Source organism: Microbacterium sp. 05T445 (assembly GCF_056395865.1).
This window is the reverse complement of record NZ_JBFTKJ010000002.1, coordinates 1,201,241-1,223,713: the sequence shown is the minus strand read 5'-3', so window position 1 is coordinate 1,223,713 and position 22,473 is coordinate 1,201,241. Positions and strand designations below refer to the sequence as shown.

The window sequence follows — 22,473 nt, the reverse complement described above, 5'->3', positions numbered from 1 at the left end:
GCCCGCTCCGGGCGGCGGACCCCACCCACCGCTTCCTCGCCTCCACACCAAGGACACCGCACATGACCACCCTCACCGGGCTCGAGTTCCGCCCGCTCATCGTCCCCGCCGCGGTCGACGCCCCCGACGCCGCCGACTTCATCGACATGGTCCGCGTGCGCAACGAGATCTACCGCGAGATCTCGGGGCACGACGACCACGGGATCTCCGCCGAGGAGCTGCTCCCCCACTACCAGCCGTCCGACTACGCCACGCGGCTGACCTGGCTGGTCGTCGACGCGGGCCGCACGGTCGGTCGCATCGGCATCGACATCCCGCACGAAGAGGGATCGAAGGTCGCCATGTGGCTCGTCGAGCTGCGGCACGAGGTGTGGGGCCGGGGCATCGGCTCCGCGGCCTACGAGCTGGTCGAGCTCACCGCGCGAGAGCACGGCCGCACCGTGCTGCAGTCCTGGGCCGAGCACCCGGCCTCCGAGGGGCCGCGGCTGGCTCCACCGACCGGGTTCGGCACGATCCCGGAGGACCACGTCGCCCGCTTCTTCCTGCACCACGGCTACACGCTGGAGCAGGTCGAACGCTGCAGCGCCTTCGACCTGACCGGGTCGTTCGCCGACGTCGAACGCCTGCTCGCCCAGGCGCGGGCGGCCTCCGCGCCGTACCGGCTCGTGCAGTGGTCCGCTCCCACACCCGCCGAGTACGTCGCCGGCTACGGCTGGATGAAGTCGCGGATGTCGACCGACGCGCCTGCTGCGGCGATGGAGTTCGACGAGGAGGTGTGGGATGCCGCGCGGGTCGCCGAGCACGATGCGAAGTACGTCGACGCCGGCCGCACTCTGCAGGTCACGGCCGCCCAGCACATCGCCACCGGCGAGCTGTGCGCGTTCAACGAGCTCGTGATCGGCAGGGACCGCACCGAGGCGACCCATCAGGAGGACACGCTCGTCCTCAAGGAGCACCGAGGCCACAAGCTCGGAACGCTCGTCAAGTGCGCTGCGCTGCTGGCGTGGCGCGACGTGGCGCCTGCTTCGGCGCGCGTCATCACCTACAACGCAGAAGAGAACCGCCCGATGCTCGACATCAACGAGGCGATCGGCTTCGCGCCGATCGCGTACGAGGGCGCATGGAAGAAGGTGCTCGATGAATGACCTGACGACGCTGGAAGTGGTGACGGTTCAGCCCATCCCCGTCCCGGAGCGTTCCGACGCCGCGGACGCCCGCCTGTTCCTCGAGATGGTGCGGATCGCCAACGCGGTCTGCCTGGAGGATGCCGGTCACGACGACCTCCGCGAGGAGCCCGACGAGATGCTCGGGTCCTGGCAGGACCAGACCGACTGGACGCAGCTGGGCTTCGCGGCCCTGCATGACGACGAGGTACGGGGAGCGGTCACGCTCATGATCTCGAACGAGCCGGGCGCGAGCACGGTCGAGTTCGACCTCATGGTCGACCCGCCTTTCCGGGGACGCGGTGTCGAGGAGATCCTCCTCGCCGAGGTCGAACGGGAGGCGCGCGAGCGCGGGATCGCGACCATCCAGACGTGGACGCTGCACCGCCCCGACATCGTCGGCCCGCGCCTCGAGCCGTCGACCGGCTGGGGCGCCGTTCCCGCCGACGATCCTCAGGTGCGGTTCCACCTCGCGAACGGGTTCAGTCTCGAACAGGTCGAGCGCAACAGCGTCTTCGACCTGACCGGCGATCCCGCGCCCGTCGAGCGGATGCTCGCCGACGCACTGTCGGTGGCCGGCGAGGACTACCGGCAGATCGCCTGGACGTCGCCGACCCCGGCAGAGCACCTCGATGCGTTCGCCCACGTGCTCTCGCGCATGTCGACCGACACGCCCCAGGGCGGCCTGGTCGTGGACGAGCAGCACTGGGATGCCGCGCGCGTCCAGCGACGCGACGCCCGGCTGAAGGCACAGGGCCTCACCGTCTCCGTCGCCGCCGTGCTGCACGTGCCCACCGGGAAGGTCGTGGCCTACAACGAGCTGACCATCGCGCAGGATCACGACAGTGCGACGCAGCAGTTCGGCACGCTCGTGGTCAAGGAGCATCGCGGGCACCGGCTGGGCACGATCGTGAAGTGCGCGAACCTCCTGCGCTGGCAGGGCCTCGTGCCGGAGTCGCCGCGGGTGTCGACGTTCAACGCCGAGGAGAACCGGCCGATGCTCGACATCAACGAGGCGATCGGCTTCGTGCCCGCGTCGTATGCGGGCGCGTGGAAGAAGGTGCTGCCGCTGTGATCAGGCGCCGGCGGGTCGCGGCATCCGCTGGCAGTGCGCGCAGAAGTGGCTGGATCGGTTGGTGAACGACACCCGCACGATCGGGCGGCCGCATCGGGGGCAGGGCTCCCCGGTGCGGCCGTACGCGTTGAGGGAGTGCGCGAAGTAGCCGGCCTGGCCGTTGACGTTCACGTACTGCGCGTCGAAGCTGGTGCCCCCTTCGGCGAGGGCCTTGTCGAGCACGTGGCGCACCTCGGCCAGCAGGCGGTTGACGGCGCGCGTCGACAGCGTCCGCGCCGGCGCCTCGGGATGGATGCGGGCGGCCCACAGCGATTCGTCGGCGTAGATGTTGCCGACCCCGCTGAGCACGGTCTGGTCGAGCAGCACCCGCTTGATCGCAGAGTCCTTGCGTGCGAGCACTCGCCGGAAGGCGGCATCCGAGAAGGCGGTGTCGAGCGGATCGCGCGCGATGTGCGCCACCTGGGAGGGGACGGATGCCTCGGCCCACCCGTATCCGCCGGGCGCGCCGTCCGCGGTCGGCAGCAGGTCGTCGATCGCGAGCGAGCCGAACGTGCGCTGGTCGGCGAACACGACCGACAGCTCACCGTGGACGGGATGCGCCAGGTCGATCCGGACGCGCTCGTGTCGTTCGGGCGCCGCGCCCGGCGCCCGCAGGAGCATCTGCCCGCTCATGCCGAGGTGGCCGACGACGGCCTCCGCCGACCGACTCTCGCCGGACGCAGGCTGCAGCGGGAGCCACAGGAACTTGCCCCGCCGCGCGGCGGCACTGACCACGCGTCCCCCCAGACGCGCCTCGAAGTCGGCGCCGTCCCCGGCGTGACGGGTCAGCGCACGTTCGTCGAAGACCGTGACGCCGAGCACGGTGGCGCCGGTGACGGCCGGTGCGAGGCCCGCGCGGACGACCTCGACCTCGGGGAGTTCAGGCACGCCCGCTGAGCTCTCGCCACGCCGTCAGCGCGGCGGCCATCTCGGCGTGCTTCTTGCTGGTGCCCATGCCGCGGGCGGTGCGGTCGCCGACGGTGACGGTCGCCGTGAACCGGCGGTCGTGGTCGGGCCCGGTCGAGGTGACCTCGTACACGGGCGGCTGCAGTCGGGTGTGCGCCGCGAGCTCCTGCAGCGCGGTCTTCGGATCCATCGCGGCGCCGTAGCGCTCCGGGTCGGCCAGCAGCGGCTCGACCAGGCGCAGCACCAGGCCGGTGGCGGCATCCGGTCCCGCCGACAGGTAGGCCGCGCCGAGGATCGCCTCCATGGTGTCGGCGAGGATCGAGTCCTTGTCGCGCCCGCCGGTGAGGATCTCGCCGCGACCGAGCTTGAGGTGCTCGCCCAGCCCGATGCCCCGCGCGATCTCGGCCAGGGCGACCGTCGACACGACGCTGGCGCGCCGCTTGGCGAGCGCACCCTCGTCGAGGTCGGGGTGACCGGTGAACAGGCGCACCGTCACGGCGAGTCCGAGGACGGAGTCGCCGAGGAACTCCAGGCGCTCGTTGTGCGGCACCTGGCCGTTCTCGTACGCCCAGGAGCGATGTGTGAGCGCAAGCGACAGAAGCTCGGGGTCGATGTCGACTCCGAGCTTCTGCGTGAGGTCTGCGAGCGCGGTGCGCTCGGCAGTGACGTCGGTCACCTCAGGTGTGCGACGATCAGACGTCGGCGACCTTGCGGCCCTTGTACTCGAGGAACAGCTCGGTGCCCTGCGAGTCGGTGACGACCTTCGCCTGGTGCGGACGGCTGTAGACGGTCTTGCCGTTCTCGACCGTCTTGACGAGGGCGGGCGCCTCGGCCTTCCACTGCGCGCGACGCGAGCGCGTGTTGGAACGGGAGACCTTCCGCTTCGGGGGGTTGCCTGCCATGGCTAGCTCTCTTCTGTGTTCTCGATGCCGTATCAGCCGCGGGAGCGCGGTGATTCGTCGTCGTTGGTCGTGGTGAAGTCCTGGAGCGCGGCCCAACGTGGATCGAGGGGCTCGCTCTGCGGCGATCCGGCGTTCTCGGCCAGTCGCTCGCCCGTGACCGGGTCAAGGCCGGGGCAATCCGGCTGACACACCGGCTGAAACGGAAGCGACAGGACGACCGCTTCCCTGACCAGAGTTTCAAGATCCACGTGGTCGTCTTGAACTTCGAAGTCAGCTTCTTCCTCTCCAGGATACGCGAAAAGCTCCTGAAACTCGACTTCGAGCGGCTGGGCGATGTCGATGAGGCATCGGCTGCAGACGCCGGTGTACTCGGTGTCGACGTCTCCGGAGACGAGGATCCCCTCGTGCACCGACTCCAGACGCACCTCGACGACCACCGGCTCGCCCTCGGCGACGGACACCAGGCCCTCGCCCCACTTGGCCGGAGCACCCACCTCGAGAGTGTGCTCGCGCATCTCTCCGGGATGGCGGATGATGTCGCGGACCGGGAGGACGAACGGACCCGTCACATGCTTTCTGACCACGATCACCCATCGTACCGGCGGGGAACGGCGTCGGCTCCGCCTGCCGCGCGGCGTGGCGCGGCGGGGTCAGATCCCGCGGGCGCCGGTGTCGAGGAAGCGCGCGACCGCCGAGGGCACGTACGGCGTGACGTCGCCGCCGAGTCCCGCCACCTGCCGCACCAGTGAACTCGACACCAGGGCGTGCGCGGGGTCGGGAAGCAGGAACACCGTCTCGACATGCGCCAGGTGGCGGTTGACGATCGCCATCGGCGTCTCGTAGGCGACATCCACCTGCGAGCGGATGCCCTTCACGAGCACCCCTGCGCCGACCTCGGTCGCGTAGTCCACGAGCAGGCCCATGCTCCACGACGCGACGATCACCTCGCCCTCGATGTCGCTCTCGGCGATCGACTGCTCCAGGAGCGCCTGACGCTGCGCGATGGGGAGCATCGCCTCCTTGCCGGGGTTGTGCACCACCAGCACGTGCAGCTCGTCGTACAGCGACGCGGCGCGGCGGATGACGTCCAGGTGGCCGAGGGTCGGCGGATCGAACGATCCCGGGACGACGGCGATCCGGCTGCTCATGCCGACCAGCCTACTGGGCGCGAACCACCGCTCGGACGCGCCTCAGTTCTTCGCCAGGGCGGCCCGCTCGGCCGTTCCCACGTTGTGCTCGAGGGCGGCGGCGAGTCCCGGATGCCGCAGCAGCGCAGGGTCGTCGGCGAGCACCTGCTCGGCGGCGACGCGGGCCTCGGCGATGATGTCGGCGTCCTTCACGACCCGAAGCAGCCGCAGCGACGAACGGGCGCCGGACTGCGCCGCACCCAGCACGTCGCCCTCGCCGCGCAGCTCGAGGTCGACCTCCGCCAGGGCGAAGCCGTCGAGCGTCGAGGCGACGGCATCCACCCTCTCGCGCGCGGGCGACCCGAGGGGCGCCTCGGTCACCAGCAGGCACAGGCCCGGAACGCCACCGCGCCCGACACGACCGCGCAGCTGGTGCAGCTGCGAGACGCCGAACCGGTCGGCCTCGAGGATCGCCATCGTCGAGGCGTTGGGCACGTCGACGCCGACCTCGACGACGGTCGTCGCCACGAGCACGTCGACGTCGCCGCGTGCGAAGGCCTGCATGACGGCGTCCTTCTCGTCCGACGGCATCTTGCCGTGCAGGATCTCGACCCGGATGTCGGTGAAGGACGGATGCCGCGACAGCAGGTCCGCCACCTGCACGACGCCCCAGCGGGTGCGGCTCGCCTCGCCTTCGGCGTCGCCCGCAGGCTCGTCGGCGGTGTCGTCCTTGGTGAGGGCCTCGGCATCGATCGCGGCGCACACGACGAAGGCCTGGCGTCCCTTCGCGACCTCCTCGGCGATGCGCTCCCATACGCGGCCGAACCAGCCGGGGCGCTCCGCCAGCGGAGCCACGAACGTCTCGATGCCGGCGCGGCCGGCGGGCATGGTGCGGATGGTCGACACGTCGAGGTCGCCGAACACGGTCATCGCGACCGTGCGAGGGATCGGCGTCGCCGTCAGCACCAGGGCGTGCGGCGACGCTCCCTTGGCACGCAGCGACTCGCGCTGCTCGACGCCGAAGCGGTGCTGCTCGTCGACGACGACGAGCCCCAGGTCGGCGAAGGTCGTGGTCTCGCTCAGCAGCGCGTGGGTGCCCACGACGATGCGCGCCTGTCCGGATGCCGCACGCAGCGCCGCCTTGCGGCGGTCGGCGGCGGGGAGCTGGCCGGTGAGCAGCGTGGGCATGAGCTCCGGTGCGAGCTGGGGCCCCAGCATCCGCGCGATCGAACGCACGTGCTGCGCCGCGAGCACCTCGGTGGGGGCGATGAGTGCGGACTGCCCACCGTCCTGCGCCACCTGGAGCATGGCCCGCAGCGCGACCAGCGTCTTGCCGGAGCCGACCTCCCCCTGCACGAGGCGGTTCATCGGCCAGTCGCCCTGCAGGTCGCGGCTGACGTCGTCGCCGACGGTCACCTGGTCGGGCGTCCGCGGGAAGGGCAGCGCCGCATCGAAGCGCTCCAGGAGTGCGCCCGGGGCGCGTTTGATCGCCGACAGCGCGCGCACGAACTGCCGCTGCTGCAGCAGGGCCGCCTGCAGCACGAACGCCTCCTGCATGCGCAGCGTCGCGCGTGCCGGTTCCACGTCGTCGGCTCCGGCAGGTCGGTGGATCTTCTCGATCGCCGTGCGGGCGTCGAGCAGGCCGTGCCGGGCGCGCAGGTCGTCCGGCAGCGGATCGGGCACGTCCCCGAGCCCGTCGAGGACGAGCGCGATGATCTTCTGCAGCTGCCAGCTGGCCACCGTGCTGGTGGCGGGATAGATGGGGATCGGGAGGTTCGCGTTGGCCTCGGCCGTCAGGCGGGCCTGCTCCTCGTCGTCGAACAGCTCGTAGTCGGGGTGGGCGAGCTGCTTGGCGCCGCGGTACTCCCCCACCTTGCCGGCGAAGATGCCGCGCCTGCCGGGTCGCAGGTCCTTCACGCGCCACGCCTGGTTGAAGAACGTCAGCGACAGCTCTCCGTTGCCGTCGCTGATCACGACCTCCAGCAGCGAGCCGTTGCGGTTCTTCATGCGCCGCTCGTTGACCCGCCGCACCTCGGCGACGATGGTCACCGGCTCGCCGACCGGCAGCGACGAGATCTGCGTCAGCTCGCCCCGCCGCGCATAGCGCCGCGGGTAGTGCGCCATCAGGTCGCCGACCGTCGTCATGCCGAATGCGCGCTCGAGGGCCGCCGCGGTCTTTCCGCCGACCGCGCCGCCGAGGCTCGAGTCGAGGGTGAAGGTGGCCACGGGTCGAGTCTAGATTCGACGGGCGACGTCCGCCTCAGCGGGGGCGCGCCTGACCGATATCGTGAAGGGGTGACGCGCATCATCGCCGGCCGTGCGGGGTCCCTCGTGCTCGACGTTCCCGACGCCGGCACCCGACCGACGAGCGACCGCGTGCGCGAATCCCTGTTCGGCGCCCTCGAGTCGGCCGACCTCCTGCGCGGCACCGCGGTGCTCGACCTCTACGCCGGGTCCGGTGCGCTCGGGCTCGAGGCGATCAGCCGGGGAGCGGCATCCGCTGATCTGATCGAGAAGTCGCCGCGCGCCGCGACGATCGCGCAGCGCAACGCCGGTCGCGTCGCGAAGGCGGTGGGGACGGATGCCGCGATCCGCGTGCACCGCACCTCGGCGGACGCCTTCCTGCGGTCGGCGCACGGCCCCTACGACCTGGTGTTCCTCGACCCGCCCTATGACGTCGGCGAGACCGAACTGGCGTCGACGCTCGCGCTGCTGGCGCCGCTGCTGGCGCCCGGGGCGGATGTCGTCATCGAGCGGGGGACGCGCTCCCCCGAGCCGGCTCTTCCGACGGGCCTCATCGCGACACGGTCCAAGCGCTACGGCGACACGACGCTGTGGTGGGCGACGACCGCGGACTGAGCGACGGGATCGCCCTCCCAGGGCTCGTTCTCGAAGCCGACGTCGCGGGTGAGGCGGAGCCGGCCGTCCGCGGCGAGCTCCAGCCGCACCGTCGGCGCGTCCTCCAGCGTGCGCACCTCGGCCGTGAACACGTCGCCCCGCCAGCCGCCGGAGACCGCGACCTGCTCGCCGTACCAGAACCGGGCCTCGTCGCCTGACGGCGCGAAGGCGGCGACGGTCCACTCGCCGGGCACGCACACCAGCTCGGTGCCGTCGATGGTGACGACACCGTCGCCGATGCGCACCTCGGTGATCGGGCCGTCGTAGGCGAACCGCAGGTCGACGTCGCGCCGCTCACCCCCTGCGGGAGGGATCGGCGTGGGCAGGGCGCGCTGCGCGACCGGCTCGACGGTGTCGAACGCGGGCAGCAGCACATCCCACAGGAGGTCGAGCACCGGCTGCATGTCGGGCAGGCCGCCGGTGATCGCCACGACGGCGTCGGAGCCGGGCATGACCACCACGTACTGCCCGAAGGCGCCGTCACCGCGGTACGCGCCGTGACGGCACCGCCAGAACTGGAATCCGTACCCCTGGTGCGAGTCGGTGGCGGGCAGGTCGTTGGGCACCTGGAACGCCGTCGCCTCGTCGATCCACTCCGCCGGGACGAGCTGCCGCCCACCCCACCACCCTCGTTGCAGCAGCAGCTGCCCGAACGCGGCCAGCTCTTCGGGACGGATCGACAGCCCGAATCCGCCGGCATCCACGCCGGTCGGGCTCTGCTCCCACTCCGGGTCGCGGAACCCGAGCGGATCGAACAGCCGCGGGCGCAGATAGTCGAGCAGCCGCTCGCCCGTGCGGGTCTGCACGATCAGCGACAGCAGGTGCGTCGCGGGCGTGTTGTACTGCCAGTGCGTGCCGGGCTCGTAGGGCAGGTCGGTCGCGAGCGCCGTCGTCGCCCAGTCGGCTTCGCCCCACAGCGGGGGCTCGCTGTCGTGTCCGGTGGTCATCGTGAGCAGGTGCCGCACGCTTAGCGCCGACAGGTGCGCGGACGGCAGGTCCGGCGCATGCTCCGGCAGCAGATCGATCACGCGCTCGTCCAGGTCGAGCCGTCCTTCGGAGATCGCGATGCCCACCGCGATGGACGTGAAGCTCTTGCTCACCGAGTACATCGCGGTCGGCAGGTCGCGCCGGTACGGCGCCCAGGTGTGCTCGGCCACGACGTGCCCGTGACGGACGATCGTCAGCGTGTGAAGGTACTCGATGCGGTCCAGCGCCGCGACGAGGCGCGAGATCGCCGCGGTCGGGATGGCCTGCTGTTCGGGCGTCGAGCGGTCAAGGAGCGCGGTCACGGTGCCACGCTAGCGAATGTCGCCGACAGCGCCTCACCCGGTACGGGCGTCCCAATCCCGGTACGGATCCCACCCGGTGCGCCCCTCGTACGCGCGCCCGTCGACGAGGACGGGCTCCTCGCCGCGTGCCCGGACCATGCCGATGCGGTGGAACTCGTGCGGGAGGGCGGCATCCGACGGGAACGTGGCCAGCAGCGCGTGATCCTCGCCTCCCGCCAGCGCCGACGCGGGGTCCGCGCCGAGCAGCGGGGACTCGAGAGAGAGGGTGACCCCGGATGCCGTCGCCAGGCGCGTCGCGTCGAGCACCAGACCGTCCGAGACGTCCATCATCGCGGTGGCGCCGGCATCCGCCGCTGCCGTGCCGAGCCAGACCGGCGGCGACGGCCGCAGTTGCGCCGCGAGGTCGGCGCGCTCGTGAGGGTCGAGCACGCTCTCGTCGACCGGGACGGGCGCCCCCTGCGCGTCGGTGAAACGCTCGAACAGCACGCGCAGCCCGCGCGCGGCGCGGCCGAGGTCGCCGGCGACCGCCACGACGTCGCCGGGGTGCGCGCCGGAGCGGAGCACCGGATCCCGCCCCGCCAGGGCCCCGAGCGCCGTGACGGCGAGGGTCAGCGTGTCGGACACCGTGAGGTCGCCGCCCTCCACCCGGCAGCCGGGGGCCAGATCGCGGCACGCCGCGCGCAGACCGTCGGCGATGCCGGTGACGAACGACAGCCGGGTCGCCTCGGGCATCGCCAGCGCGACCAGCAGCGCTGTCGGGGTCGCGCCCATCGCGGCGACGTCGGCGAGGTTCACCGCGGCGGCCTTGTACCCGAGGTCGTAGGCGCTCGACCACGCCAGCCGGAAGTCCGGCCCGTGCACCAGGGTGTCGACCGTCGCGACCACCCGCCCGTCGGCCGCGGCGATCACCGCGGCGTCGTCGCCCGGCCCGACGAGGGCGTTGGACTCGCCGAGGCGGTCGAGGATGCTGCGCAGGATGCGCCCCTCGCTCAGCTCGCCCACCGTCGGATCCCTGCGCTCGTCGACCACCCGTCCACGCTACCGGGGTCGGCTCGCGACCGTGCGTCGGCGGCTCGGGGCCCGGGTTAGCCTGGAGGGGTGCGCCTGATCCCCACCCTCGTCGCGGCCGGGCTCGCGGCCGTCGCGACGATCGGCCTCACCGGCTGCTCGACCACCGTCGACCTCGACCCCGCGAAGGGCGCGAACGACCCCGCCTGCGCCGAGGTGACCGTGCGCCTGCCGGGCAGCGTCGACGGCGAAGCGCGCCGATGGACGGACGCACAGGCGACCGGCGCGTGGGGGAACGACGCGTCCGCCGTGCTGCTGCGCTGCGGGGTCACGCCGCCCGGCCCCACCGAGGCGAAGTGCATCACGCTGGGCGACGTGGACTGGGTCGTCGACGAGACGCAGGCGCCGAAGTACCTCGTCACCACCTACGGGCGGGTGCCCGCCGTCGAGGTGTTCATCGACAACGAGACCGTCTCCCCCAACGAGGTGCTCACGCAGCTCGGTCTGGTGCTGCAGACCGCCACGACCCGCGAGGCGGCATGCACGAACACCGAGTCGCTGCTGCCCGACGGCACGGCCCAGGACGGCTGACCCGCGGGGTCGGCCGCCGATTCAGGCGGCGCGCTCCAGCGCGATGTCGACCAGCTCGGTGATGAGCTCGGGGTACGACATCCCGGTCGCGATCCAGCACTTCGGGAACATCGAGATCGGCGTGAACCCCGGCATCGTGTTCAGCTCGTTGACGTAGAGCCCGTCCTCGGCGAGGAAGAGGTCCACACGGGCGAGCCCACGGCCGTCGACAGCCTCGAATGCGCGGATGCCGAGCTCCCGGATCGCGGCGATCTCGCCCTCCGACAGATCGGCGGGGCAGACGACCTCCGCACCGTCGCCACCGAGGTACTTGCCCTCGAAGTCGTAGAACTCGCGCGTCGTGAGCACGATCTCACCGGGCAGCGACGCCCGCGGGCCGGTTCCGTCGCGCCCTTCGAGGATCGCGACCTCGACCTCGCGGCCGACGATGGCCGACTCGACGAGGACCTTGTCGTCCTCGGCGAACGCGACGGCCAGGGCACCGTCGAGCTCGGACGCGTCGTGCACCTTCGAGACGCCGACGCTCGAGCCGGCACGGGCGGGCTTGACGAACGACGGCTCGCCGAGGGCTGCGGCATCCGCTCGCACGCCCTCGGGATCGCGCTCCCACCGCGCGCGGGTGACCGTGATCCACGGCGAGACGGGGACACCCGCCGCGGCGAGCACGACCTTCATGAAGTGCTTGTCCATGCACAGCGCCGAGTCGAGCACGCCGCCGCCCGCGTACGGGATGCCCAGCGTGTCGAAGAAGCCCTGCACGGTGCCGTCCTCGCCGTGGAGGCCGTGGAGGATCGGCAGGACGACGTCGAGCCGGCCGAGGTCGTCGAGCGACCCGTCCCCGCGGCGCACGCGCAGCGTGCGGTCGGCGCCGCCCTCGGGCCACACCACGCGCGTGCCGTTGTCGACGACCTCGGGAAGCCGCTCGGCGTCCAGCGCGAACTTGTCGGGGTCGTCGTCCTCGAGGACGAACACGCCGTCGCGGGTGATGCCGATGGGGATCACCCGGTAGCGGTCACGGTCGATCGCCCGCAGCACCCCGCCCGCCGTTGCGGAACTGATCGAGTGCTCGCTGGATCGACCGCCAAAGAGCACCGCCACCGCCGGCTTGTCCATTCGTCGTCCTCTCGCCCTGGGGGGTGTCGTCGTCGGTCGTGAGATGCGGCGCGATGTCGCGAGGGTTCATGGTGCCGTCGAGCACCATCTTGACCTGCTCGACGATGGGCATCTGCACACCCACCTCGCGCGCCAGCTGCAGGATGGGCGCGACCGACGCGAGCCCCTCCGCGGTCTGGTTCATCTGCTTGACCACGTCGTCGAAGCGATAACCCTGGCCGAGCAGGCGCCCGGCGGTGTTGTTGCGGCTGAGGGGCGACTGGCACGTGGCGATGAGGTCGCCGAGCCCTGCCAGGCCCTGCAGCGTCTCGTGCTGCGCGCCGAATGCGACGGCGAAGTCGGTCATCTCGACGAGGCCGCGCGTGATGATCGACGCCTTCGTGTTCTCGCCGTAGCCGACGCCGTCGACGATGCCGATCGCCACGGCGATGAGGTTCTTGAGCACGCCGCCGAACTCGGTGCCGATGACGTCGGTGTTCACGAACGTGCGGAAGTAGCGGTTGCGGGCACGGCGGGCGACGGCCTCTGCCGTCTCCTGGCTGGTCGACGAGATGACCGCGGCGGTCGGCTGCTCACGGGCGATCTCGAGGGCGAGGTTGGGTCCGGATGCCACCGCGATGCGGTCGGGGTCGCAGTGCAGCTCCTGCTCGATGACCTGGCTCATCCGCAGCCCGGTGCGCCGCTCGACGCCCTTCATGAGCGACACGATGGGCGCGTCGGTCTTGGAGATCAGCGGACGCACCGCTTTGAGGTTCTGCCGCACCGCCTGGCTGGGGATCGACAGGTAGATCTGTTCTGCGCCGTCCAGCGCCTCGGAGAGGTGGTGCGTCGCGTGCATGTCGCGGGGCAGGTTGATGCCGGGGAGGTACTCGCTGTTGCGCTTGCCCTCCTGGATCTCGCTGGCGAGCTCGGGGCGGCGCGCCCACATCGTCACGTGGGCACCGCCGTCGGCGAGGATCTTGCCGAACGTGGTGCCCCAGCTGCCGGCGCCGATCACGGCGACGCGCGGGCGTGCGGCATCCTGTCTACGGCTCAAGGCGACCCGTCTCCTTCTGACCGTGATCGGCCGGGTTCCAGCGCTCGGCAGGGGCCGGCTCGCCGCGCAGCTGCGACAGCAGCTCCGAGACATCGGCCATGACGGCGTCGGTGGCCTCGACGAGCGCGCTCTGCGACGTCGCCTTGTCGGCGTAGGCCGACAGGTCCACCGGGTCGCCGACGATCACGCGCACGCGGCGGCGCAGCGGCCACAGCTTGAGCTTGCCGTAGCGAGGGAGCACCTGCTGCGAGCCCCAGTGCGCCATCGGGATGACAGGGATGCCGCCGGCCAGCGCGAGCCGGACCGCACCGGTCTTGCCGCGCATGGGCCACAGGTCGGGTTCGCGGGTCAGCGACCCCTCCGGGTAGACGATGACCCCTCGCCCGTGCCGTACCAGCGTCTCGGACGCCTCCAGCGTCGCGCGGGCGGCGGCCGCCGAGGTCGCGCGGGCGACCGGGACCATGCCGGTCACGCGCAGCACCCAGCCGAGCACCGGGACACGGAACAGGCTCTCCTTCGCCATGAACCGCGGCGCGCGACCCAGGCGCCACACCGCGAGGGCGACCACGAGGGGGTCGATCTCGCTCATGTGGTTCGGCGCGAGCACGTAGGCGCCGTCGCGGGGCAGCTTCTCGCCGTCCTCGATCTCGAGCTTGAAGAGCAGGCTGAGCAGCGGCACCACGATGGCCGCGAGCGGCCAGAAGATGCTCGGACGCGTCTTCTCCGCCGACGCGCGCAGACGGGTGGTCGCCACCGGCCTCATCCGATGACGTCGAAGTCGGCGCCGAGCATGTCGAGCTTGGCGAAGAACTTCTCGTAGCCGCGGCGGATGATGCCGACGTTGCGCACGATCGACTCGCCCTCGGCTGCGAGGGCGGCGATGACGTAGCTGTAACCGCCCCGCAGGTCGGGCACCACCACGTCGGCGCCGTGCAGCGGGGTCGGCCCGTTGATCACGGCGGCCTGCTCGAGGGCGCGGCGCGGCACGCGGCGGGCGGGGGCGTCGATGCCGTCGGGGTGCACGACGATGTCGGCGCCCATCAGGTTCAGCGCCTCCGTGAAGCCCAGACGGTTCTCGTACACCGTCTCGTGCACGGTGGACTCGCCCTCGGCCTGCGTCAGTGCGACGATCAGCGGCTGCTGCCAGTCGGTCATGAACCCAGGGTGCACGTCGGTCTCGACCATGACGGGCTTGAGCGCTCCGCCGCGGCGGAACTGGATGCCGTCCTCGCGGACGTCGAACCAGCCGCCGGCCTTGCGGAAGACGTTGAGGAACGTGAGCATCTCCTGCTGGCGGGCTCCGCCGACGAAGATGTCGCCGTCGGTGGCGAGGGCGGCGCACGCCCACGAGGCCGCCTCGTTGCGATCGAAGATCGCGCGGTGGTCGTAGCCCTGCAGCGAGTCGACGCCCTCGATGAAGATGACGCGGTTCGGCTCGTACGAGATGATCGCGCCCATCTTCTGGAGCACGGCGATGAGATCCATGATCTCGGGCTCGATGGCAGCGTTCCGCAGCTCGGTCACGCCCTTGGCCCGCACGGCGGTGAGCAGCACCTGCTCGGTCGCGCCGACGCTCGGGTAGGGCAGCTCGATGTTCGCGCCGTGCAGCCCGTTGGGAGCCGTGATCCGGATGCCCTCGTAGCTCTTGTCGACCACGGCGCCGAAGGCGCGCAGCGCGTCCATGTGGAAGTTGATGGGGCGGTCGCCGATGCGGCAGCCGCCGAGGTCGGGGATGAGCGCCTCGCCGAGCAGGTGCAGCAGCGGGCCGCAGAACAGGATCGGGATGCGGGATGCCCCGGCGTGCGCGTCGATCTCTTCGAAGTGCGCCGCGACGGCGCCGCTGGGGTCGAGGTGGAGGGTGCCCTCCTCCTCGCCGTCGCGCACGGTGACGCCGTGCACTTCCAGGAGCGACCGGACGACGTTGACGTCGCTGATGTCGGGCACGTCCCGCAGGGTGCTGGGCGTCTCTCCGAGCAGGGCCGCGACCATCGCCTTCGTGACGAGGTTCTTCGCGCCCTTCACCTCGACGCGGCCCGTCAGGGGACGGCCGCCGCGGATCGCGAGGACTTCACCGTTCAGTTCCAGATCTCCCGCCTTTGCTGCGGAGACTTCGCTCGTGGCGACGTTAAGAAGCGGCTTCATCCGGTGGTCCTCACTAAGTGTGCACGAGGGGGCTTGCAGAGGTCGGGCGCCCGATCGGGGCGCCCGGCCTGGACTACGGAACGGGAAGCGTCCGCGGCCGCCACGCCTCTCGGCGAGCCTCGAACTGCGCGATCTTGTCTTCGTCGCGCAGCGTGAGCCCGATGTCATCGAGCCCTTCGAGAAGCCGCCACCTAGTGTAATCGTCGATCTCGAAAGCCAGCTCAAGCTCGCCGATGGTGACCGTGCGGGCGGCCAGGTCGACCGTCATCGTGACACCCGGATCCGCCTCGATCGCCGCCCATGCGGCCTCCAGGTCGTCCTCCGAGATCACGCCCGCCACCAGGCCCTGCTTGCCCGCGTTGCCGCGGAAGATGTCGGCGAACCGGGGGCTCAGCACCACTTTGAAACCGAAGTCGCGCAGCGCCCACACCGCGTGCTCGCGGCTCGAGCCGGTGCCGAAGTCGGGACCGGCGACGAGGATGCTCGCCCCGGCGTACGCGGGCTGGTTGAGCACGAAGTCGGGGTCCTGCCGCCAGCTGGCGAACAGTGCGTCCTCGAAGCCCGTCTTGGTGACGCGCTTGAGGTACACGGCGGGGATGATCTGGTCGGTGTCGACCGCGGAGCGCTTCAGCGGCGCGACGATCCCGGTGTGCGTCGTGAACTTGTCCATGTCAGTCCTCCGTGCCCTCGGCTGCAGCCCCGACCGGTGCGGGAAGGTCGCTCGGGCTCGCGAGACGGCCCAGGACCGCCGTCGCGGCGGCGACCAGCGGCGAGACCAGGTGCGTACGACCGCCCTTGCCCTGCCGGCCCTCGAAGTTGCGGTTGCTCGTGGAGGCGCAGCGCTCCCCCGGCGCGAGCTGGTCTGGGTTCATGCCCAGGCACATCGAGCACCCGGCGAAGCGCCACTCGGCGCCGAAGTCCTGGAACACCTTGTCGAGCCCCTCGGCCTCCGCCTCGAGGCGGACGCGGGCCGATCCGGGCACGACCATGACGCGCACGCCATCGGCCTTCGTGCGGCCCTCGATGACCGACGCGAAGGCGCGGAGGTCTTCGATGCGGCTGTTGGTGCACGAGCCCATGAACACCGCATCCACGGGCACGTCCTTCAGCGGGGTGCCGGGAACGAGGTCCATGTACTCCAAGGCGCGCTCGGCGGCCGCGCGCTCATTGGCGTCGGCGAAGTCGTCCGGCGAGGGGACGACGTCGGACAGCGACACCCCCTGGCCGGGGTTGGTCCCCCACGTGACGAAGGGCTCGAGCTCGTTGGCGTCGAGGAAGACCTCGGCGTCGTAGACGGCGCCCTCGTCACTGGGAAGCGTCCGCCAGTAGGCGACGGCATCCTCCCAGTCCTGACCCTTCGGTGCATGAGGGCGGCCCTCGAGGTACGCGAACGTCGTCTCGTCGGGCGCGATCATGCCGGCGCGCGCGCCCGCCTCGATCGACATGTTGCACATCGTCATGCGGCCCTCCATCGAGAGGGCCCGGATGGCGCTGCCGCGGTACTCCAGGACGTAGCCCTGCCCGCCGTTCGCGCCGATCTTCGCGATGATCGCGAGGATGATGTCCTTCGCGGTGACGCCGGGCTTCAGCTCGCCCTCGACGGTGATCGCCATCGTCTTGAAGGGCTTGAGCGGCAGCGTCTGGGTCGCCATCACATGCTCGACCTCGCTGGTGCCGATGCCGAACGCCATCGCGCCGAACGCGCCGTGCGTGGAGGTGTGCGAGTCGCCGCAGACCACCGTGATGCCCGGCATCGTCAGACCCAGCTGTGGCCCGACGACGTGGACGATGCCCTGCTCCTTGTCGCCCAGCGAGTGCAGGCGCACGCCGAACTCCGCGGCGTTGCGGCGCAGCGTCTCGATCTGCGTGCGGCTGGTGAGATCGGCGATCGGCTTGTCGATGTCGAGCGTCGGGGTGTTGTGGTCCTCGGTCGCGATCGTGAGGTCGAGGCGGCGCACCGGGCGCCCCTCGGCGCGCAGACCGTCGAACGCCTGCGGGCTGGTGACCTCGTGCACGAGGTGCAGGTCGATGTAGATGAGGTCCGGCTGGCCGTCGGTGCCGCGGACGACCACGTGGTCGTCCCACACCTTCTCGGCGAGGGTCCGGGGGCGATCCGGGATGCCGGATGCGTCGGTCGTGCTCATTGGTTCTCGTTCTCCTCCGGGGCTGTGCCCGCATGACGTGGGGCCCGCGACGAACTCCGCGACGAGGGAGGCCTGGGAACTAGGACTCGTCGCGGCCGCTAAGGAGAAGGCGAGCGATCCGCACGAGCCCAGGCTACCACCGGCCCGGGCCGCCCCCGCGCGAGATGACGTCCGTCAGCTCCCGTCGGAGGTCTTCGGCGCCTCGACGGCGGCCGCGGCATCCGTCTGCTGGCGCTTCTCCCGCGCCGACGCGATCAAGCTCGCCACCGTCGCCACGACCATCGAGATCACGATGACGCCCAGCGACATCCACGTCGAGATCTCGGGGGCCCACTCGATCGGCTCGCCGCCGTTGATGAACGGCAGCTCGTTGACGTGCATCGCGTGGAAGACCAGCTTCAGGCCGATGAAGGCCAGGATGAACGCGATGCCGTAGTGCAGGTACCGCAGACGGTCCAGCAGATCGCCCAGGAGGAAGTAGAGCTGGCGCAGACCCATCAGGGCGAAGATGTTCGCCGTGAACACGATGAACGCGCTCTGGGTGATGCCGAAGATCGCGGGGATCGAGTCGATCGCGAACAGCAGGTCGGTCACGCCGATCGCCGCGAACACGATGATCATCGGCGTCCACATCTTCTTGCCGTCCACGACCGTGCGGATCTTCGCGCCGTCGTAGTGGTCGGAGATGTCGATCGTGCGGCGGAGCATCCGCACCACGAAGTTCTCCTGCTTCACGTCGGAGTCGTGGTCGCCGCCGGGGAACGCCTGGCGCCATGCCGTCCACACGAGGAACGCTCCGAAGATGTAGAAGACCCAGCTGAACTCCTCGATGATCGCGGCGCCGAGGAGGATGAAGATGCCGCGCAGCACCAGGGCGATGATGATGCCCACCATCAGCACCTCCTGCTGATAGCGCCGTGGCACCGCGAACTGCGACATGATCAGCACGAAGACGAAGAGGTTGTCGATCGAGAGGCTGTACTCGGTCAGCCAGCCCGCGACGAACTGCCCGGCGTACTCGGGGCCGGCGAAGATCCACATCAGGCCCGCGAAGAGCAGTGCCAGGCACACGTAGAAGACGACCCACAGGGTCGACTCCTTGGCCGAGGGGATGTGGGGCCGCTTCAGGATGAGCAGCAGATCCGCCAGGAGGATCAGGGAGAGGATCACGAGGGATCCGATTTCGAACCACAGCGGGAGTTCGAGGTCCATTGAGGGCCTTTCGAAGGGAGCGTGCGAAGGGTCGGTCGAAGCCGAAAGTCTCTCCCCCGCCGGCCGGTCGGCCTGCGGCGCGCACCCGGGGTCGCTCTGTCGGGACCCGTGATGACGGATGCGCGGTACCGGGATACTCCCTCTCGCTCGCACAAGGATACAGGCTCGGGATGCCGCGCAACGGCGTCGTGAGACGATCGCCGCAGTGCGGACACTGACACCGTGAGAGACAATTCGGAGGATGGGGATGGCCGACGACGACCCGCCGGGCGGCACCGCCGGTGACGCCGCGCTCGTGGCATCGGCCGCGAGCGGAAGCGAGCACGCCTTCCGCACGCTGTACCGCGCCTACGTACGCCCTGTGTACTGGCTCGCGCACGGCCTGGTCGGCAACCCCGCGGACGCCGAGGAGGTCACCCAGGAGACGTTCCTCGTCGCCTGGCGCAAGCTCCCCGGCCTCGAGCTCGTCGGCGATTCGCTGCTGCCGTGGCTCGCGACGATCTGCCGCTTCCAGTGCGCGAACCGGATCCGCCGCCAGCGGCGCGACCGCGAGCACACCGCGGCGCCGGCTGACGAGAGCCTTCCGGCCACGGTCGACGTCGAGCAGCAGGTGATCGACGAGAGCCTGGCCGCCGCGATCATGGCGGCCGTGGAGGGCCTGAGCGAGCTCGACCGGGCGATCTTCCGCCTCTGCGCTGCGGAGGGCTACGGGTACCAGGCCGCCGCCGACGAGCTCGGCGTCGCGCACGGTGTCGTCCGCAATCGTCTCTCCCGCATCCGGACGCGTCTCCGGACCGTCGTCAAGGAGAGCACATGAGCACGCAGCCCCCGGCCCCCGAGGCCCACCCGGCGCTGCCGGACCTCAGCGCGCAGCGCGTGGACGAGATCGAGGACGCCCTGTTCGCCGACATCGCGCGTGAGCGCTCACGCGACTCCGCGCGCCGCACGCGCCGCGGCCGTCTCTGGATCGCGGGCGGCGCCGCCGCGGCCGTGATCGCGGTCGCCGCGGTGATCGCGCCCTCCGTCGGCCTGCTCGTCGGCGGTGGCGCCCCGAGCAGCGACTCCGCCGTCGCCCCCGCCCCGTTGGCCGGCTCCGGAAGCGCGCAGGACGACGCCTCCGACGTCGCCGGCTCCGACGCCCGCCCGTCGGCGCCCGAGCTGCTCGCACCCGATGCGGACGGGAGCACGACGGGCGACGTCGCATCCGGTCGTGACATCATCACCACCGCCTCGGCCACGGTCACCGTCGCCGAGGTCGGGGCCGCGACCCGCGCGATCGGCAACGCCGCGATCGCGCACGGCGGGTACGTCGAGTCGATGAGCGTGGGCACCGACGGCACCGTCGGTCCCGTGTCGCCGACCGACGGTGGGATCGTGTACGACACCATGCCGTACCCCTCCCCGACCGAGGGGGCGTGGATCACGGTGCGGGTGCCCGCCGACGAGCTGCCGAAGCTCGTGGACGAGCTCGGCGATGTCGGCGAGGTCACCGCCACGAACCTCAACCGGCAGGACGTCACGGCGCAGACCGTGGATCTGCAGGCCCGCATCGACGCCGCGCAGGCGTCAGTGGACCGGCTCACCGAGCTCATGGCGCGGGCCCAGAACGTCTCCGACCTCATCGCCGCCGAGTCCGCACTGTCGGAGCGTCAGGCGCTGCTGGAGTCCTACCAGCAACAGCTGAAGATGCTCGACGACCAGGTCGCGATGTCGACGCTGTCTGTCTCGGTCGTCCCCGAGACGGAGCCGGTGACCGCCGATCCGGCAGGATTCGGCGATGGCCTGGCCGCGGGGTGGAACGGCCTGGTCGCGACGCTCAACGGGATCGTGGTCGCGATCGGGTTCCTCCTCCCCTGGCTCGCGGTGGCCGCCGTCGTCGCCCTCGCCGTGTGGGGCATCGTGCGGCTCGTCCGCCGGCGTCGTCGTACCAGGCGCGAGGAGGCGAAGGCCGGGCAGCCGGCATCTGCAGATCACGAAGGCGACTGACGGATGCCTCAGCCCGCCGCCGCGGCGGTGCCGACTCCGATCACGTAGACCCCCGCGGCCACCGCGATCGCGACCAGGGTGAGAGTCATGAGCGCGATCGCGAGGCCGTCGATCTCGAGGACGTCGCGGTCGCGGAGCCCCTCATGGGCGCGGCGATAGCGCCGAGACACCCGCAGGTAGCCCGCCATCGCCGCGCCGACCAGCAGGATCCCGAGCGGGATCGCCGCGTACAGGCTGACCTCGGCCGCCAGGCGCACCGCGACGGCACCCGCCACGCCGAGCGCGAGGAAGGTGCGCCGCCACGCCAGCAGGGTGCGCTCGGGCTGGAGACCCGGGTCGTACGGCGCGTCGGGCTCGGTCACCACAGCAGTCCGAGGACCAGCAGGATCACCGCCACGACGACCCCCACCGTCAGCACAGGGCCGAACGCGGCTCCCGGGAGCGGCCGGGATTCTCGCAGCGACCGCTCGACCCGGTACCAGCCGACCCACGCCTGGACGGCGGCGAGCAGGCCGAGCACCACGAACACGCTCGCCGACGCGACGCGGAACCCCGCGGACACGCCGACGTCGAGGGCGATGAGGGCGACCCCTGCGGCCAGGAGCGCGAGCGACGTGCGCACCCAGGCGAGGAAGGTCCGCTCGTTGGCGAGACTGAAGCGCGGGTCGGGCTCGGTGCCCCGGCCGTAGAGCGATCGCGGAAAACGGGTGTCCATCGTCGCCGAGCCTAGCGGGGCGGCACGAGCTCGTCCGGGAGAAACGAACGAGCCCCCGGTCTGTGACCGGGGGCTCGTTCTCACTGTGACCCCAGCGGGATTCGAACCCGCGTTACCGCCGTGAGAGGGCGGCGTACTAGGCCGCTATACGATGGGGCCGTACAGCATCCGCAGCGGATGCTGCATCCTGTTGCCTGACTGGTGACCCCAGCGGGATTCGAACCCGCGTTACCGCCGTGAGAGGGCGGCGTACTAGGCCGCTATACGATGGGGCCGTTCAGGCAACCGTTCGATTATGCCATGGCTCGCAGGCCCGCTCCAAATCGACACAGGAGCCGCTCACGCGCCCGGCGCCCGCTTGCCCTGCGCGCCCCCGGAGCGCTTGACTCGTCGCATGCGAGTCACGAAGTTCGAGCACGCCGCCCTCACCCTCGTCGATGCGGGCAAGACGCTCGTCATCGACCCCGGTTCGTTCACCGCTCCCCTCGGGGACCTCGACTCCGTCGTCGCGATCGTCATCACCCACGAGCACGCCGACCACTGGACCGGTGCGCACCTGGACCGCATCCTCGAGCAGTTCCCCGGGACGCCCGTCTTCGGCCCGGAAGGGGTAGCGAAGGCGGCGGCCGGGTACGACGTGACGACCGTCCACGCCGGTGACGTCATCGAGGTCGAGCCGTTCCGCCTGGAGTTCTTCGGCGGTCGTCACGCGGTGATCCACTCGTCGATCCCGGTGGTCGACAACGTGGGCGTCCTCGTCAACGACGAGTTCTACTACCCCGGCGACTCGTACGCGGTGCCCGAGGGGCGCAGCGTGAGGCTGCTCGCCGCACCGGTGGGCGCACCGTGGCTGAAGATCGGCGAGGCGATGGACTTCGTGCTCGCCGTCAAGCCCCGGCAGGTCTTCGGCACGCACGACATGACGCTCTCGGTGGCCGGACGCGACATGGGCCGCGCGCGCCTCGGCTGGGCGGCCGAGCAGGACGGCGGCGAGCTCGTCGTGCTCGACCCCGGCGACGCCACCGACCTCTGAGTCGTCCAGACCCCGGACACGGACGACGGATGCCGCAGCGGCTTCGACCCGCGGCATCCGTCGTCACGACTGCGCTCGCCGGCGCACCGGGCGA

At 71.1% G+C, this 22,473-nt stretch carries 24 protein-coding genes and 2 tRNA genes; 7 read left to right on the top strand and 19 right to left on the bottom strand.

All coding sequences use genetic code 11. From position 1 onward, the window contains the following. Positions 1 to 62 precede the first annotated feature (62 nt). Positions 63 to 1,145 carry a GNAT family N-acetyltransferase gene (locus tag AC1DDU_RS15255; protein WP_477435536.1) on the top strand — a complete coding sequence of 361 codons (1,083 nt, stop codon included), beginning with the start codon at positions 63 to 65 and terminating at the stop codon, positions 1,143 to 1,145. Beyond that, positions 1,138 to 2,238 carry an N-acetyltransferase family protein gene (locus tag AC1DDU_RS15250; RefSeq protein WP_477435534.1) on the top strand — a complete coding sequence of 367 codons (1,101 nt, stop codon included), beginning with the start codon at positions 1,138 to 1,140 and terminating at the stop codon, positions 2,236 to 2,238. Before AC1DDU_RS15255 ends, AC1DDU_RS15250 begins: the two co-directional genes overlap by 8 nt. Here AC1DDU_RS15250 and mutM read toward each other — a convergent pair whose 3' ends face one another. The 6 genes from mutM to AC1DDU_RS15220 all read right to left on the bottom strand — a co-directional run bounded on the left by mutM (position 2,239) and on the right by AC1DDU_RS15220 (position 7,438). Continuing rightward, positions 2,239 to 3,165 carry a bifunctional DNA-formamidopyrimidine glycosylase/DNA-(apurinic or apyrimidinic site) lyase gene (gene mutM, locus AC1DDU_RS15245; RefSeq protein ID WP_477435532.1) on the bottom strand — a complete coding sequence of 309 codons (927 nt, stop codon included), beginning with the start codon at positions 3,163 to 3,165 and terminating at the stop codon, positions 2,239 to 2,241. Beyond that, entirely contained in the window at positions 3,158 to 3,859 is a 702-nt protein-coding gene (rnc, locus tag AC1DDU_RS15240) for a ribonuclease III (protein WP_477435530.1), read from the bottom strand. The genes mutM and rnc overlap by 8 nt, the downstream gene beginning before the upstream one ends. A gap of 16 nt (positions 3,860 to 3,875) precedes the next feature. After that, positions 3,876 to 4,085, bottom strand: a complete 210-nt coding sequence (rpmF, locus tag AC1DDU_RS15235; protein WP_276179369.1) for a 50S ribosomal protein L32 — start codon at positions 4,083 to 4,085, stop codon at positions 3,876 to 3,878. A 32-nt stretch (positions 4,086 to 4,117) separates the two neighbouring features. Further along, the gene (locus AC1DDU_RS15230; protein WP_477436856.1) at positions 4,118 to 4,600 is read right to left on the bottom strand and encodes a YceD family protein; all 483 of its coding nucleotides are present in this window, start codon (positions 4,598 to 4,600) and stop codon (positions 4,118 to 4,120) included. 135 nt (positions 4,601 to 4,735) lie between these two features. Further along, on the bottom strand, positions 4,736 to 5,233 hold the full coding sequence (gene coaD, locus AC1DDU_RS15225) for a pantetheine-phosphate adenylyltransferase (protein WP_477435528.1): 498 nt from the start codon (positions 5,231 to 5,233) through the stop codon (positions 4,736 to 4,738). 42 nt (positions 5,234 to 5,275) lie between these two features. Then, positions 5,276 to 7,438 carry an ATP-dependent DNA helicase RecG gene (locus tag AC1DDU_RS15220; RefSeq protein ID WP_477435526.1) on the bottom strand — a complete coding sequence of 721 codons (2,163 nt, stop codon included), beginning with the start codon at positions 7,436 to 7,438 and terminating at the stop codon, positions 5,276 to 5,278. Between the two features lie 69 nt (positions 7,439 to 7,507). On the opposite strand from AC1DDU_RS15220, the gene rsmD reads away from it, so the two are divergent. Then, complete coding sequence (gene rsmD, locus AC1DDU_RS15215) at positions 7,508 to 8,071, top strand: 16S rRNA (guanine(966)-N(2))-methyltransferase RsmD (protein ID WP_477435524.1); 564 nt, start codon at positions 7,508 to 7,510, stop codon at positions 8,069 to 8,071. Here the strand turns inward: rsmD and AC1DDU_RS15210 are convergent. Together AC1DDU_RS15210 and thiL are read right to left on the bottom strand one after the other, a co-directional pair. Next, a complete protein-coding gene (locus AC1DDU_RS15210; RefSeq protein ID WP_477435522.1) occupies positions 8,029 to 9,399 on the bottom strand; it encodes a serine hydrolase domain-containing protein in 1,371 nt (456 codons plus the stop codon). The genes rsmD and AC1DDU_RS15210 overlap by 43 nt on opposite strands. Positions 9,400 to 9,432: 33 nt before the next feature. Beyond that, on the bottom strand, positions 9,433 to 10,428 hold the full coding sequence (gene thiL, locus AC1DDU_RS15205) for a thiamine-phosphate kinase (protein ID WP_477435521.1): 996 nt from the start codon (positions 10,426 to 10,428) through the stop codon (positions 9,433 to 9,435). Positions 10,429 to 10,497: 69 nt separating this feature from the next. Between thiL and AC1DDU_RS15200 the strand changes: the two genes are divergently transcribed. Continuing rightward, entirely contained in the window at positions 10,498 to 10,998 is a 501-nt protein-coding gene (locus AC1DDU_RS15200) for a DUF3515 family protein (RefSeq protein WP_477435519.1), read from the top strand. Between the two features lie 21 nt (positions 10,999 to 11,019). Here the strand turns inward: AC1DDU_RS15200 and AC1DDU_RS15195 are convergent, their stop codons facing one another. The 7 genes from AC1DDU_RS15195 to AC1DDU_RS15165 all read right to left on the bottom strand — a co-directional run bounded on the left by AC1DDU_RS15195 (position 11,020) and on the right by AC1DDU_RS15165 (position 18,645). Beyond that, complete coding sequence (locus tag AC1DDU_RS15195; RefSeq protein WP_477435517.1) at positions 11,020 to 12,111, bottom strand: D-alanine--D-alanine ligase family protein; 1,092 nt, start codon at positions 12,109 to 12,111, stop codon at positions 11,020 to 11,022. Further along, positions 12,011 to 13,108: an NAD(P)H-dependent glycerol-3-phosphate dehydrogenase gene (locus AC1DDU_RS15190; RefSeq protein WP_477436854.1), complete on the bottom strand. Its 1,098-nt coding sequence runs from the start codon at positions 13,106 to 13,108 to the stop codon at positions 12,011 to 12,013. Before AC1DDU_RS15190 ends, AC1DDU_RS15195 begins: the two co-directional genes overlap by 101 nt. A 28-nt stretch (positions 13,109 to 13,136) precedes the next feature. After that, positions 13,137 to 13,901 (bottom strand): lysophospholipid acyltransferase family protein, encoded by a 765-nt coding sequence (locus AC1DDU_RS15185; protein WP_477435515.1) that lies wholly within the window; start codon positions 13,899 to 13,901, stop codon positions 13,137 to 13,139. 5 nt (positions 13,902 to 13,906) lie between these two features. Further along, positions 13,907 to 15,289, bottom strand: coding sequence for a UDP-N-acetylglucosamine 1-carboxyvinyltransferase (murA, locus tag AC1DDU_RS15180; protein WP_477435513.1), 1,383 nt, complete (start codon positions 15,287 to 15,289; stop codon positions 13,907 to 13,909). A 73-nt stretch (positions 15,290 to 15,362) separates the two neighbouring features. Next, a complete protein-coding gene (gene leuD, locus AC1DDU_RS15175) occupies positions 15,363 to 15,959 on the bottom strand; it encodes a 3-isopropylmalate dehydratase small subunit (RefSeq protein ID WP_477435511.1) in 597 nt (198 codons plus the stop codon). Position 15,960: 1 nt separating this feature from the next. Beyond that, positions 15,961 to 17,433 (bottom strand): 3-isopropylmalate dehydratase large subunit, encoded by a 1,473-nt coding sequence (gene leuC, locus AC1DDU_RS15170; RefSeq protein WP_477435509.1) that lies wholly within the window; start codon positions 17,431 to 17,433, stop codon positions 15,961 to 15,963. 174 nt (positions 17,434 to 17,607) lie between these two features. Then, on the bottom strand, positions 17,608 to 18,645 hold the full coding sequence (locus tag AC1DDU_RS15165) for a TerC family protein (protein WP_477435508.1): 1,038 nt from the start codon (positions 18,643 to 18,645) through the stop codon (positions 17,608 to 17,610). A gap of 247 nt (positions 18,646 to 18,892) precedes the next feature. On the opposite strand from AC1DDU_RS15165, the gene AC1DDU_RS15160 reads away from it, so the two are divergent. Then, a complete protein-coding gene (locus AC1DDU_RS15160) occupies positions 18,893 to 19,462 on the top strand; it encodes an RNA polymerase sigma factor (RefSeq protein WP_477435506.1) in 570 nt (189 codons plus the stop codon). Beyond that, the gene (locus tag AC1DDU_RS15155; protein WP_477435504.1) at positions 19,459 to 20,631 is read left to right on the top strand and encodes a DUF4349 domain-containing protein; all 1,173 of its coding nucleotides are present in this window, start codon (positions 19,459 to 19,461) and stop codon (positions 20,629 to 20,631) included. The genes AC1DDU_RS15160 and AC1DDU_RS15155 overlap by 4 nt, the downstream gene beginning before the upstream one ends. 8 nt (positions 20,632 to 20,639) lie before the next feature. Here the strand turns inward: AC1DDU_RS15155 and AC1DDU_RS15150 are convergent, their stop codons facing one another. The 4 genes from AC1DDU_RS15150 to AC1DDU_RS15135 all read right to left on the bottom strand — a co-directional run bounded on the left by AC1DDU_RS15150 (position 20,640) and on the right by AC1DDU_RS15135 (position 21,621). Then, positions 20,640 to 20,993 (bottom strand): DUF202 domain-containing protein, encoded by a 354-nt coding sequence (locus AC1DDU_RS15150; RefSeq protein ID WP_477435502.1) that lies wholly within the window; start codon positions 20,991 to 20,993, stop codon positions 20,640 to 20,642. Next, on the bottom strand, positions 20,990 to 21,346 hold the full coding sequence (locus tag AC1DDU_RS15145) for a YidH family protein (protein WP_477435501.1): 357 nt from the start codon (positions 21,344 to 21,346) through the stop codon (positions 20,990 to 20,992). The genes AC1DDU_RS15150 and AC1DDU_RS15145 overlap by 4 nt, the downstream gene beginning before the upstream one ends. An 86-nt stretch (positions 21,347 to 21,432) precedes the next feature. After that, positions 21,433 to 21,505: transfer RNA gene (locus AC1DDU_RS15140), tRNA-Glu, on the bottom strand. A 40-nt stretch (positions 21,506 to 21,545) separates the two neighbouring features. After that, positions 21,546 to 21,621 (bottom strand) — tRNA-Glu (locus tag AC1DDU_RS15135). Between the two features lie 119 nt (positions 21,622 to 21,740). Here AC1DDU_RS15135 and AC1DDU_RS15130 point away from each other — a divergent pair. Continuing rightward, complete coding sequence (locus tag AC1DDU_RS15130; protein WP_477435499.1) at positions 21,741 to 22,379, top strand: MBL fold metallo-hydrolase; 639 nt, start codon at positions 21,741 to 21,743, stop codon at positions 22,377 to 22,379. Positions 22,380 to 22,473: the final 94 nt, after the last annotated feature.